The following is a 13025-nucleotide window of genomic DNA, read 5'->3' on the forward strand; positions in this document are numbered from 1 at the left end:
AACCTGTCGCCTCGCAACAGAGATATTGTACAACATGAATGCATGGTTTGACCGGTTATCTGTCCTGTACAGTCCGGTTTGCACCATTGTCGTCATTGACACCACCAGCTGTTTCAGAAGCTGTCAGACCTTTCACCGGATTTTCGTGAAAGCGGCCTTTCATTTTGCCGCAGCGGTTTTGACTTGACTGCCTGCGGCCTTTAGAATTGTTCTGTCAGGAGGACAGCATGACGACAAAATACATATTTGTGACCGGCGGTGTAGTGTCCGGTCTGGGCAAAGGCATCAGCGCGGCCAGTCTGGGCCGGCTGCTGAAAAGCCGCGGCTATAAAGTCACCAGCCAGAAACTGGATCCCTACATCAACGTTGATCCGGGTACCATGTCTCCCTACCAGCACGGGGAAGTCTTTGTGACCGACGACGGGCTGGAAGCCGATCTGGATCTGGGACACTATGAACGCTTTATCGACGAGAACCTCCATACGTATTCGAATCTGACCACCGGCCGGGTGTACTGGAATGTCATCAACAAGGAACGGGACGGCAAGTATCTGGGTGAAACCGTGCAGGTGATTCCCCATGTGACCGATGAAATCAAGAACTTCGTGATCCAGGCCGGCAGACATGCACAGGCGGATTTCGTGATCACGGAAATCGGCGGCACCACCGGAGACATCGAAAGTCTTCCTTTCCTGGAAAGCATCCGTCAGGTCCCGCTGGAAGTGGGACGGGAAAACTGCGTCTTCATGCATGTGACCTATATCCCCTATCTGTCAGGCTCCAACGAATTCAAATCCAAGCCCACACAGCACTCGGTGAAGGATCTGCAGTCCCACGGCATCAACCCGGACATCATCATTGCCCGCTGCGACGAGGAAATTCCCCAGTCGGTCCTGAACAAGATTTCCCTGTTCTGCAATGTGCAGAAAGACTGTGTGATTCAGAACAGGACTCTGGATTCCCTCTATGAGGTACCGCTGATGCTGGAAGATCAGCATCTGGCGGATCTGGTCTGCAGCAAGCTGGGTCTGGAACCCCGTCAGCCGGATCTGGAGGAGTGGCGGCAGCTGGTGGATACCATCCATCACCCGACGCAGACGGTGCGGATCGCGCTGGTGGGCAAGTATGTGCAGCTGCATGATGCCTATCTGTCTGTGGCAGAAGCCCTCAGTCATGCAGGTTTTGCCAATGGCGCCAAAGTGGAGATCGACTGGGTGGACAGCGAGCAGCTGGAGGATGCCAGTCTGGATGAAGTCTTCCGGGATGTGGACGGCATCATTCTGCCGGGCGGTTTCGGCGGCCGTGGCGTGGAAGGCATGATTCAGGTGGCGGACTATGCCCGCACCAACCGCATTCCCTATCTGGGGATCTGCCTGGGCATGCAGATTGCTGCCATCAGCTTTGCCCGTCATGCACTGGGATACGAGGATGCCAACAGTTACGAATTCGATCCTGCCAGCAGAAACACCGTGATCGATTTCATGGAGGACCAGAAAAACGAGATCCGCAAAGGGGGCACGATGCGGCTGGGTGCCTATCCCTGCTCCATCCGCCCCGGCACGAACCTGCACAGCTGCTATGGGCGGGAACTGGTGGATGAACGCCACCGGCACCGGTATGAATTCAACAACATGTACCGCTCGGAGTTTGAAAACGCCGGCATGCTGATCAGCGGCACGAGTCCCGACAAGACGCTGGTGGAAGCCATTGAACTGAAGGATCATCCGTTCTACATTGGCGTGCAGTATCATCCGGAGTTCCTGTCCCGGCCCAACCGGGCACATCCGCTGTTCAAGGGGCTGATCAGGGCTTCCCTGGACCGGAAAAAAGAAAATTCAACTGAAAAATGACAAACCATTGGTCATAGTAACTGTGATACAATTCAAACTTCCGTATAATGGATGTGCATCAAAAGAATGCTTTACATATTGGGAGGCGACGTATCATGAACAAGAAATTTTTCCTGGGCGCTCTGGCTCTGGTTATGCTGGCCGGCTGCGGCAACGCCAACACAGGTGTTGATGAAGAAGGAGCAGCTGCATCCGATGCAGCCACAACAGAAGACGCAAAGACAACCACAGCTGAAATCGAGCACGATGGTGCAACGACCAAAGCCGAAGTCACAAAGGAAGGCGACAAAGTTACCGCTGTATCCATTGACGAAGTCGACGAAGAAGGTCTGTCCAAGAAAGATCTCGGTGATGACTACGGCATGAAGAAAGCCAGCACAGTGGAGAAGGAATGGTATGAGCAGGTGGAATTCCTGGAAAACTACATTCTGGAAAACGGTGTTGACTCCATCAAGCTGAACGACGAAGGAAAAGCCGAAAACGAAGATCTGAAGTCCGGCTGCACAATCTCCATCAAGAACATGGTGGATGCAGTCAAGGAAGCAGAAGCGAAGTAAGCCATTTCTGATTCTGCCCGGATATTTCCGGGCTTTTTTGTTATTTTCCGGCTGCATTTTCTGCGCTCTTCAGGTTCAGGCACTTCAATTGTGATTTGCAGGCAGCAGCCTACAATGAAGGTAAAGGAGGCACTGATTCCCATGAAAAAAACATTGACCGCAGCCGCAGCCGCACTTCTGCTGCTGGCTGGCTGTTCTTCTGCACCCCAGGAGGATGTGGACAAGATTGACGAAGCTGTAGACGAAGGCGATGCTGCTGCCGAAACGAAACTGGAAGGCGAAGCCGCTTACGGAGATACCGGACAGACCGCAAAAGCCACTGTCATCAAGCAGGGAGACAAAATTGCCGATGTGATCATCGAAACCATCGACCAGGACGGCAATGCCATCACCCAGCTCAAGGACATGGCTGATCCCAAAGCCCAGGACAGCGCCATTGGCACTGAGTATCAGGAGCAGGTGGACTATCTGGAAAACTACATCAAGGAAAACGGCGTGGAAAACATCAAGACGGATGGAGACGGCCGTGTCACGGATGAGGAAATGCTGAAAAACGTTGACATCAACGTTCAGCCGATGCTGCAGGCGGTTCAGAACGCCCTGGCAAACGAAAAAGACGACTGATTCATCTCCATGTCATGGAAGGAAGGACCCGGAAGGGTCCTTTTTCCATGGGATTTTGTCCATCCTCCTCTGTCTGGCCGGCTGCCGGATTCTGCATGCAGAAAAAAGACACCTTTGCAGAAAGGTGCCATCTAAGTCCGCCGGCAGTCATCCCTGGCTCTGGCGGTTCAGGAAATAAGGGGAACGGATCCCGATGTTCCAGTTCCAGGAAAGCTGTGCTCTGTCTCTTCCCGGATCCGATTTCAGCGGCCGGTATCCGGCATGAGCCAGTGCCTGGTTCAGCTGTCTGGCGGAAATGGACAGCCCTGTCTCCCGGTCAATGGCATCCAGCAGCCCATAGGTGCTGACATGCCGGTTTGTCCAGGGCACAGGCCGCAGTTTCTCTCTGATCCAGACCAGAATGGCTGTCTGCACATCAGCGGGAAGCTCAGTGAATATGATTTCCCTGCGGATCTCTGTCATGGAAATCTCCCTTCTTCCCTTTAAATATACTGTAATAATTAGGACAATTCACTTCCCTGACCCGGAATTGTCCGCTTCGTTTTGCTCCCGGGACTCAGGACTGTCCGTAATAGCGGACTGTTTCCTTCAGCTCGTTCATGGCTTCTTCGATGTTCTGGGTGGTGCGCATCTGATCGGACTGTTCCGCCCGCATCAGTTCCGTGACAACGCCTTCGATCCGGGCAAGCATCTCCCTGGAACTGTCAACATAGCCGTCCAGAATCTCCAGCCGCTGGGGTGTGACAGGGCCATCCGCAAACATGGCCAGGGCGGTTCTTGCTTTTTTCAGATTCACATCCGTGATGTCTTCCGCCTTGCGGACGATGGACAGATACCGGTCCTTGGTGATCTGACTGTCGGTAAACAGCTGATTCAGATACTCGCTCATGCCCGCAAGCCGTCTGTCTGCCTGCTGTTCCAGAGATTCCAGCTCCCTGATCCGGGACCTGTATTCCGCGATCCGGTCTTCCGGCAGCGGCGGCTTTGCCTGCGGTCGCTGCCGGAAGGGCGGCCTTGGCCGGGCTGACGGAATGGGTCCCGGCTGCTGTTCTGGCCGCATCTGCAGACCATACCAGAGACAGTACACACCGAACGCCAGTCCCAGCAGGCCGATGGGCAGTGTGATGAATCCGAAGAAGATCAGGAAAGCGCCCAGCAGCATCAGGCGCTGGCGCCAGGGATTGTGTTTCATATATCAATGCACCTCGTTTTTCCGAGACAGGTTGTCTTCTCTGTCTGACGGTTTCATTATAGACAGATTGCCGGGCGCATACCTGAACTTTCTGTAAATACGCAGTTGCCGGCACAGCCTTCTGGTATAGTGGAATCATGAAACGATACACACATCCCAAACAGGTTTTTGTGGCGGGTCTGGCTGTGGCTGTCATTCTCTGCATCGGCAAGACTGTACAGACCGTGACCGGTATTCACAGGGCAGCCACGGACTATGCACCGGAACAGACTGTCTCTGCCGACGGACCACTGGAAATCGTAAATACGGAGACGTTCCGGGATCATACAACGCTTGTGGTCACCGCCATCGTCCGGACCCGGGATCCGGACACAGCTGTCTATGGCGCCCAGCTGTGCTGCCGCTGGACGGAAGATGACATGGACATGGAAGAATGGACCGATATTCCGGTGATGCCCTACGGAACCGAAACCTGGTCGGTATCCGCAATTCTGCGGGATATGACCCCGGAAGAGGCAGAATCCCTGGAGGTGCTCCTGGATACAGAGTATCAGTGGGAGGATTCTCTGGAGGAATATGACTGGCTGACAGATCCGGATGATCCGGACAGTCAGGATCTGCTGACAGCGTGGCAGAAGAAAATCTACAGCCGCGAATGCGTCCGGCTCGACGGGTATGATCAGGAGCAGGTCACTTACACCGTCCTTCCGGACAGCCGCAGCGGAGATTCCATGTACGGAAGTGTTCTGATCCAGTTCATGGATGGAGACCGCTGTGTTTTTGCCATGACAGATGTCTACGACAGCGGGGACCGGGAAATGACCAGTCTGGAGAAAACCTGCATGATTCCCTGTGACATCCCGGCCTGGACCAGTGTGACCGTGACCCGGCTGCTCTGAAGATCGGATGGCACCGGAGAGAAACTGCATGTAAAACCGAATACGCAAAAAGCCGGACAGTTCCGGCTTTTGTCATGTCTTCTGCTCTGTTTCTGCTGCCTGCAGTCCGCACAGGATCTGTCACGCAGCCTGCAGTTTCAGAATGCGCATCTGACCCGGCTGCAGGTCCAGTGAACCGTGAATCTCCAGCTTTTCCCCAGACAGCAGATCTTCTGCCTGTACATCCCGGTTCACCTGCATCGTCATGGGATTGTCATCAATGTTCACCGCATACCAGATGGTGTCGCCCTCATGACTGCGCTGGTAGACACAGGCTGTATTGGTCAGGGCGATCTGAGTGTAGTCTCCATAAGCCAGTGCCGGTTCGCTGCGGCGGATCTCTGTCAGACGGGCAATCAGATCCGTCAGCTCATTCCAGTCCGGCTGTTCAATTTCCGGGCGGATACCGGTGTCATTGCCGGATTTCACCCCTTCCACACCGCTTTCGCTGCCGTAGTAGATGGCAGGAATGCCGGGCATGGTAAACAGCATGCCATAGACCAGGGGCAGCTGTTCCTTTTTCTCCAGAATGCTGGCAATACGGGTGACATCGTGGTTGTCCACGAAAGACAGCAGATTTTTCCCGGTATACAGACACCAGGGCTCCTTGCCGAACTGCCGGTTGAAGGAATACAGGATCTCGAAAAAGTTCCGGGAATTGAAGCTGGAGTGGATTCCCTTGTAGCATTCGTAGTTCGTGCAGGAATCCAGCATGACATCATTGACCCAGGTGTTGTAATCCCCGTGCAGCGTTTCTCCCAGCAGAAAGAAAGGCTCCCCGTCATACTGCTTTACGTGATCGTGCAGCTGTCGCAGAAAGTCCTGATCCAGGCAGTAAGCCACATCCAGCCGCAGCCCCGAGATGCCGAAGGCATGCCGCCACCAGTCCACTGTATCCAGCAGATACTGCACGACTTCCGGGTTTTTCAGGTTGAGACTCACCAGTTCGTCGTAGCCTTCCCAGTTCTTGTACCAGAATCCGTCATGGAAGGAGGTGTCACCGCCGAAATCAATGGTGAACCAGTCTTTGTACCGGCTGTTTTCCCGGTTTTTCAGGACATCCTGGAACGCGAAGAATTCCCGGCCCACATGATTGAACACCGCATCAAAGAGCACCCGGATCCCGGCTGTCTGATATGCCTGACAGACACGGGCCAGATCTTCTTCGGTACCCAGGCGGTCATCCACTTTCCGCATGTCTGTTGTGTTGTACCCATGGGATACGGACTCAAACAGCGGGTTGAACAGAACTGCATTGACGCCGATTTTCTCCAGGTGCGGCAGCCAGCTTTCGGCTTTCAGAATCCTGTGCGCCGGCACATGATCGTTTTCAAAGGGAGCCCCGAAGGCGCCCAGCGGGTAAATCTGATATACGACGGATTCATCAAACCACATTGTCATTCCCCCTGTCTGGCAATCTCTGCCAGTTTGATATCTGCCGCCTGAATCAGGTCGGCAGGTCTGATTTTAAGCTGGAGACCGATCTGTCCCCCGGATACATGCACCTGGTCGTGACCGGTCAGGGAGGCATCCGCAAAGGTGGCGAATCTCTTTTTCATGCCCACCGGCGAACAGCCGCCCCGGACATAGCCGGTGACCTTGGTCAGATCCTTCAGCGGGAGCATCTCCAGACTTTTCACTCCCGCAGCCCGGGCGCACTGTTTCAGATCCAGCTCCCGGTCCACAGGCACCAGAAACACAAAGTGGCTGCTGCCGGATCTGGTGACCAGTGTCTTGAACACCGCTGCCGGATCTTCCTGCAGGCTTCGGGCAACGGAAACGCCGTCCACCGGATCGTGAGGCGAATGTTCGTATTCTATGGCTTCATAGGGAATGCCGGCTGCATCCAGCATCCGCATGGCATTGGTTTTGGATTTGTGCATGTTACCTCCTTTGCAGCGGTCGGGACCAGTCCGGTCCTTCCGGTTCTCAGGCCCTTGCCTGCATCTTGTCCAGCAGGATCCTGGCGACCATCACCTTGGATGTGGAATGATCCATGGCGGTTTTCTCGATATAGCGGTGCGCCTTCTCCTCTGACCAGCGGTAATTCTCCATCAGCAGCAGCTTGCACCGGGAGACCACCTGAAGCTCTTTGTATTTGTCCCAGCTGCGGATCAGCTGCCGCTGGATCTGCCGGATCTGCGTTCTGGCTTTCTCCACCACCGACACAGCCTGCCAGGCAGTCTGACGGTTCACCGGCAGACTCAGCACAAATACAGAAGTCTCTCTGACAGTGTACGCCGCCTGATCGAACTTGTCCGCCGGGACAAACAGCAGGACATCCATGTCGAAGGAAGATGCGATCTGTGCCGCTGTCCGGATTCCGTATTCATCCGCCAGCGGAGTGAAGATCACCACCAGGGAAAAGTTCCGGCTGGCCAGCAGCTGTCTGGCAGAGGCAGCGGAGGACACCAGGACACAGGGCTCATAGCGGGACACAGGAAACAGTTCCCGGAGAAGACTATCCTGGTCTTTTCCCGCAGACGCCGCCAGAACCAGCGGTTTCATTCCTGCTCCCGGGCGGCGTAGGCAGCCGTCACAGAAGCCGGCACATGGAGCTTTACCAGACCGCTGCCCAGTGCCACTTCAATGCTTTCCTCCATGGACGCCGGAAGACTGGCCAGACATCTGTCCTGCAGCCCTGACAGATCCATATCGCAGGGATCGGGCAGCGTCATGCTGTTGCGGACGCCATCCAGTCCCGCCTGGATCAGCAGCATGAACACCAGATAGGGGCTGGTGGTGCAGTCGGGATTCCGGAGTTCCATGCGATTGACATGATCGCTGGGCACCCGCACCAGCAGACTCCGGTTCACATTGCTCCAGCTGATGCACGCCGGAGCTTTGCGCCGGCCCAGCCGCAGGTAGGAAGCCGGGGTCGGATTGGTGAACAGACACAGTTCCCGGATATGAGCCAGAACACCGGCCATGAAGGAACAGAACACGGCGTTTTCATCAATGGGATTCAGAAAGTCCTCGGATTCCACCTGTATGTTCACATGCAGACCGTTCCCCGGTTCCTCCGGCAGCGGCCGCGGAGAGAAATCCGCCCGGAGACCATTGGTGCTGGCCACCGTACGCACCACCCATTTGAACAGACTGGCCTCATCCGCCGCCCGCACCGGAGATGACGCGTGGAAATCCACTTCATTCTGCCCCGGACCGCACTGATGATAACTGGCCTGCGGCTGCATTCCCATTTCAGCCAGGGTGAAGCAGATCTCCCGCCGTATGTTCTCCCCGTGATCCAGCGGAGACACATCCAGATAACCGCCGGTGTCCAGCGGCTCACAGGTGGGCCTTCCCTTTTCATCATCCCGGAAGAGATAGAATTCGAATTCCGTGGACATCCGCAGACTGATCCCCATCCCGGCGGCATCCTGCACCGCCTGCTTCAGTCTGGCCCGCATATCCTTCTCAAAAGGCGTGCCATCCGGATACACCAGAGAACAGATCATCAGCACCACCGATCCGTCCACACTGCGCCAGGGCAGAATTGTGAAAGTGGAAGGATCCGGTTTCAGGTACAGATCACCGTGCCGCTCGTTTTCAAAGCCTCCCACCGCGAATGCATCGATGGCGATTCCCCGGGCAAACGCCCGTTCCAGCTGATCCGGCAGAATGGAAATGTTTTTCTGGTGACCGTATATATCGAAGAAAGTCAGGCGGATAAACCGCACATCCTCCTGCTCCGCGAATTTCATCACATCGTCCACAGTATACATAGGCAAATCTCTCTTTCTTATTTTCGACTATGTAATAGTACCACAGCCCGCCGGCACAGATTTCACGCCTCTCTGGCTGCTGCATGTTTTTCTGCCGATGAATGCCGGGGCTGCCATTGAAAAGGAATGCATGCGGCTGTGAATCTGACCGGCGTCGGGAACGAAACCGGATTCCGGATGAAAGCACGAAACCGGAGCCTGAAATTTTCTTACATTCCTGTTGACATCATTTTCATCCCCGGTATAATCAGAGTTGTGAAAGCGGCAAAGGCGTCGTTTCTCCCCTCAAGGGAGGAGTGTCCCATTGCCGTTTTTTTTACAGACAAGAAGGAGAAATAGTATGGATCAGGTAACCGAACTCTTTGGCCAGAACGTCTTTGACGAAGAAACCATGCGGGAACGTCTGCCCAAGGACACATTCCGTGAACTCCAGAAAACAACGCAGGAAGGCAAACCCCTGAACATCAAGATCGCCAACGCGGTAGCACATGCCATGAAGAGCTGGGCGCTGGAAAAGGGTGCCACGCACTACACCCACTGGTTCCAGCCCATGACCGGCGTTACGGCGGAAAAGCATGACGGATTCATCAACCCCGACGGAAACGGAAAGATCATCATGTCTTTCTCCGGAAAGGAACTGATCAAAGGCGAACCGGATGCCTCCAGCTTCCCCTCCGGCGGTCTGCGGGCGACATTTGAAGCCCGGGGCTATACAGCCTGGGACCCCACCAGCCCGGCCTTCATCAAAAACGGCGTGCTGTGCATTCCCACCGCATTCTGCTCCTACTCCGGCCATGCGCTGGACAAGAAAACCCCGCTGCTGCGCTCCATGGAGGCCATCAACAAGCAGGCGATGCGGATCCTGAAGCTGTTTGGCAATGAAGATGTCAAAACAGTCAACACCACGGTGGGACCGGAGCAGGAATACTTCCTGATCGACAAGGAATACTACAGCCAGCGCAAGGACCTGCAGTATACAGGACGAACGCTCTTCGGTGCTCCCACACCCAAGGGTCAGGAAATGGAAGACCACTACTTCGGCACGATCAAAAGCCGGGTGCAGGCGTTCATGAACGATCTGAACCGGGAGCTCTGGAAGCTGGGCATCCTGGCCAAGACCGAGCACAACGAAGTGGCACCGGCACAGTTTGAACTGGCACCGGTGTTCACCACCACGAACATGGCTGTGGACCACAACCAGCTGACCATGGAAATCATTCAGCGTGTGGCCAAGAAACACGGTCTGGTGGCACTGCTGCACGAAAAGCCCTTTGAAGGCATCAATGGCTCCGGCAAGCACAACAACTGGTCACTGTCCACAGACACCGGCGTGAACCTGCTGGAACCCGGTGACACACCTTTTGAAAACGCCCAGTTCCTGCTGTTCCTGGCGGCTGTGATCAAAGCCGTGGACGAGCACCAGGATCTGCTCCGGCTCTCTGTGGCGACCGCAGGCAACGATCACCGGCTGGGAGCCAACGAGGCACCTCCAGCCATCATCTCCATTTTCCTGGGCGAGGAACTGGCGGAAGTCATCGATGCACTGGAATCCGAGTCCCCCTACGGCGGTCATGACAAGGAATTCATGAAGATCGGTGCCAGTGTTCTCCCGAAGTTCCCCAAGGACTCCACAGACCGCAACCGGACAAGTCCCTTCGCCTTCACCGGCAACAAGTTCGAATTCCGGATGCCCGGCTCCAACCTGTCGGTTTCCAGCCCCAACATCATGCTCAATGCCGCTGTGGCGGATGTGCTGCAGGAATTTGCGGATGCGCTGGAAGGTGAAGAGGATCTGTACGAAGCGGTGCACGATCTGGTGAAAAACACGATCCACGACCACAAGCGGATCATCTTCAACGGCAACGGCTATGATGACGCCTGGATCGAGGAAGCCGAATCCCGGGGTCTGCTGAACCTGAAGACCACCCCGGATGCTCTTCCCTATTCCATTCTGGACAAGAACGTGGAACTCCTGGAACGTCAGCATGTGCTGAGCCGGGACGAAACGCTGTCCAGATACGAAATCATGATGGACGAATACGTCAAAACGCTGAACATCGAAGCCCAGACCATGTCGGACATGGCCAAAAAGGAAATCCTGCCGGCTGTATCCGCCTTTACCGGCGAGCTCTCGGATACGATCCTGGCAAAAACAGCCGTTTCCCAGAGCATTCCCGTGGACTACGAGCTGTCCACTCTGGAAACAGCCAGCCTGCTCCTGACGGAAGCCACCCATGCACTGCAGGCTCTGGATGCGTCCATTGCCGAGATGCACGCCCTGGAGGGATTCGAAGACAAGGCTTTCTATGTGCGTGACGCACTGATTCCGGCCATGGATGCCCTGCGGGCACCCTGCGACAAGCTGGAGACCATTGTATCGGATACCGCATGGCCGTTCCCGACCTACGGCAAACTGCTTTTCGGCATCATCTGATGATCATGAATCGACCGACAGCTTTCCGGCTGTCGGCTGATTTTTCAAGGAGGAATCAAATCATATGTGTACAGTAATCGGAACCCGGAGTTCTTTCATCTCGGAACAGGACCTGACAAAGGCCCTGGAAGCCACCACATCCCGCGGACCGGATGACATGCGGATCATGAAGCACAATGCCGGCATCCTGGGTTTCCAGCGGCTGGCCATCATGGGGCTTACCCCCGAGGGGATGCAGCCCTTCGCCCTGAATGGCGCGCTGGCGGTGTGCAACGGAGAGATCTACGGGTTCCGCTCCTTGAAGAATCAGCTGCAGGAAAAAGGCTATGTCTTCCAGTCGGATTCCGACTGCGAGATTCTGCTGCCGCTGTTTGAAGAGTACGGAACGGATATGTTCGGAATGCTGGATGCGGAGTATGCCTGCATTCTTCTGACAGCCGGCGGGGACATCCTCGCTGCCCGGGATCCCTTCGGCATCCGCCCGCTGTATTACGGCTATGCAGCAGATGGTCAGCCGGTGTTTGCCAGCGAGCCCAAAAACCTCACCGGGCTGACGGACCGGATCATGCCCTTCCCTCCGGGTCATTATTATGCAGATGGCGAATTCCACTGTTACCGGGATCTGACAGCAGTCAGCGACTACCTCCCGGATGATGTGGATGCCGCCGCGGCGGGAATCCGGGACAGACTGGTGGAAGGCGTGAGAAAACGGCTGGATGCGGATGCACCCCTAGGCTATCTGCTGTCCGGGGGCCTGGATTCGTCTCTGGTCTGCGCCATTGGACAGAAGCTGTCGGACAAACCGATCCGGACTTTTGCGATCGGCATGGATACGGATGCCATCGACCTGAAATACGCCAGACAGGCGGCTGACTGGATTGGCAGCGATCACCGGGAAATCATCATGACAAAACAGGATGTTCTGGAGGCCCTGGACCCGGTGATCCGCACGCTGGCCACCTATGACATCACCACCATCCGCGCGTCTATTGGCATGTATCTGATCTGCAGGGCGATCCGGGAAACCACGGATGTGCGGGTGCTGCTCACCGGTGAGATCAGTGACGAACTCTTCGGCTACAAATACACGGACTTTGCTCCGGATGCAGAAGCCTTCCAGCAGGAAGCCTGCAAGCGGGTGCGTGAACTGCACATGTACGATGTGCTCCGGGCGGACCGGTGCATCTCGGTTCACTCCATGGAGGCCCGGGTTCCCTTCGGAGATCTGGATTTTGCAGACTATGTGATGCACCTGGATCCGGCAATCAAGATGAATGTCTACGGAAAGGGCAAGTATCTGCTGCGCAGGGCTTTCATGGGTACGGAGTATCTGCCGCAGGATCTGCTCATGCGGGAAAAAGCCGCTTTCTCCGATGCGGTGGGTCATTCCATGGCGGATGATCTCCACCAGCTGGCAGAGGAAACCTACACGGATGAAGAATTCGAACAGCGGCGGCAGAAATACACCCACGCCCGTCCCTTCACGAAGGAATCGCTGCTGTACCGGGAGATCTTCGAGAAATACTATCCCGGACAGTCGCAGATGGTGACGGATTTCTGGATGCCCAACCGGGACTGGGAAGGCTGCCAGGTCAACGACCCCAGCGCCCGGTACCTGTCCAACTACGGAGCAAGCGGTCAGTAGCGGACAGCAGAACAGACACAGAAGCTCGCAGAGCTTTCAGGAATACAGAAGACTAGACAG

12 protein-coding genes are annotated in these 13025 nt (G+C 55.6%); 6 read left to right on the top strand and 6 right to left on the bottom strand.

Features of this window, described 5'->3' with window-relative positions; genetic code table 11:
• Positions 1-227 precede the first annotated feature (227 nt).
• The 3 genes from QZ305_RS06565 to QZ305_RS06575 all read left to right on the top strand — a co-directional run bounded on the left by QZ305_RS06565 (position 228) and on the right by QZ305_RS06575 (position 3031).
• Entirely contained in the window at positions 228-1850 is a 1623-nt protein-coding gene (locus tag QZ305_RS06565) for a CTP synthase (RefSeq protein WP_294730943.1), read from the top strand.
• A gap of 95 nt (positions 1851-1945) precedes the next feature.
• Positions 1946-2407, top strand: coding sequence for a hypothetical protein (locus tag QZ305_RS06570; RefSeq protein WP_294730944.1), 462 nt, complete (start codon positions 1946-1948; stop codon positions 2405-2407).
• Between the two features lie 141 nt (positions 2408-2548).
• Positions 2549-3031, top strand: coding sequence for a hypothetical protein (locus QZ305_RS06575; RefSeq protein WP_294730945.1), 483 nt, complete (start codon positions 2549-2551; stop codon positions 3029-3031).
• A gap of 147 nt (positions 3032-3178) precedes the next feature.
• On the opposite strand, the gene QZ305_RS06580 is transcribed toward QZ305_RS06575, so the two are convergent.
• Together QZ305_RS06580 and QZ305_RS06585 are read right to left on the bottom strand one after the other, a co-directional pair.
• Positions 3179-3493: a hypothetical protein gene (locus tag QZ305_RS06580; RefSeq protein ID WP_294730946.1), complete on the bottom strand. Its 315-nt coding sequence runs from the start codon at positions 3491-3493 to the stop codon at positions 3179-3181.
• 94 nt (positions 3494-3587) lie between these two features.
• A complete protein-coding gene (locus QZ305_RS06585) occupies positions 3588-4223 on the bottom strand; it encodes a hypothetical protein (RefSeq protein ID WP_294730947.1) in 636 nt (211 codons plus the stop codon).
• Between the two features lie 137 nt (positions 4224-4360).
• On the opposite strand from QZ305_RS06585, the gene QZ305_RS06590 reads away from it, so the two are divergent.
• Positions 4361-5122, top strand: coding sequence for a hypothetical protein (locus tag QZ305_RS06590; protein ID WP_294730948.1), 762 nt, complete (start codon positions 4361-4363; stop codon positions 5120-5122).
• Positions 5123-5242: 120 nt separating this feature from the next.
• Here QZ305_RS06590 and QZ305_RS06595 read toward each other — a convergent pair whose 3' ends face one another.
• The 4 genes from QZ305_RS06595 to QZ305_RS06610 are packed head-to-tail and all read right to left on the bottom strand — an operon-like array spanning position 5243 to position 8886.
• A complete protein-coding gene (locus QZ305_RS06595) occupies positions 5243-6556 on the bottom strand; it encodes an alpha-amylase family glycosyl hydrolase (protein ID WP_294730949.1) in 1314 nt (437 codons plus the stop codon).
• A 2-nt stretch (positions 6557-6558) separates the two neighbouring features.
• Positions 6559-7044 (bottom strand): Cys-tRNA(Pro) deacylase, encoded by a 486-nt coding sequence (ybaK, locus tag QZ305_RS06600; RefSeq protein WP_294730950.1) that lies wholly within the window; start codon positions 7042-7044, stop codon positions 6559-6561.
• A 46-nt stretch (positions 7045-7090) separates the two neighbouring features.
• Positions 7091-7669, bottom strand: coding sequence for an ANTAR domain-containing response regulator (locus QZ305_RS06605; protein ID WP_294730951.1), 579 nt, complete (start codon positions 7667-7669; stop codon positions 7091-7093).
• A complete protein-coding gene (locus QZ305_RS06610) occupies positions 7666-8886 on the bottom strand; it encodes a glutamine synthetase family protein (RefSeq protein WP_294730952.1) in 1221 nt (406 codons plus the stop codon). The genes QZ305_RS06605 and QZ305_RS06610 overlap by 4 nt, the downstream gene beginning before the upstream one ends.
• A gap of 340 nt (positions 8887-9226) precedes the next feature.
• Here QZ305_RS06610 and QZ305_RS06615 point away from each other — a divergent pair, with 340 nt between their 5' ends.
• Positions 9227-11320, top strand: coding sequence for a glutamine synthetase III (locus QZ305_RS06615; RefSeq protein WP_294730953.1), 2094 nt, complete (start codon positions 9227-9229; stop codon positions 11318-11320).
• A 64-nt stretch (positions 11321-11384) separates the two neighbouring features.
• A complete protein-coding gene (asnB, locus tag QZ305_RS06620) occupies positions 11385-12965 on the top strand; it encodes an asparagine synthase B (RefSeq protein ID WP_294730954.1) in 1581 nt (526 codons plus the stop codon).
• The last annotated feature ends 60 nt before the right edge of the window (positions 12966-13025 follow it).

Origin of the sequence: uncultured Faecalibaculum sp., from assembly GCF_910588395.1 — a bacterium.
GTDB lineage: Bacteria > Bacillota_I > Bacilli_A > Erysipelotrichales > Erysipelotrichaceae > Faecalibaculum.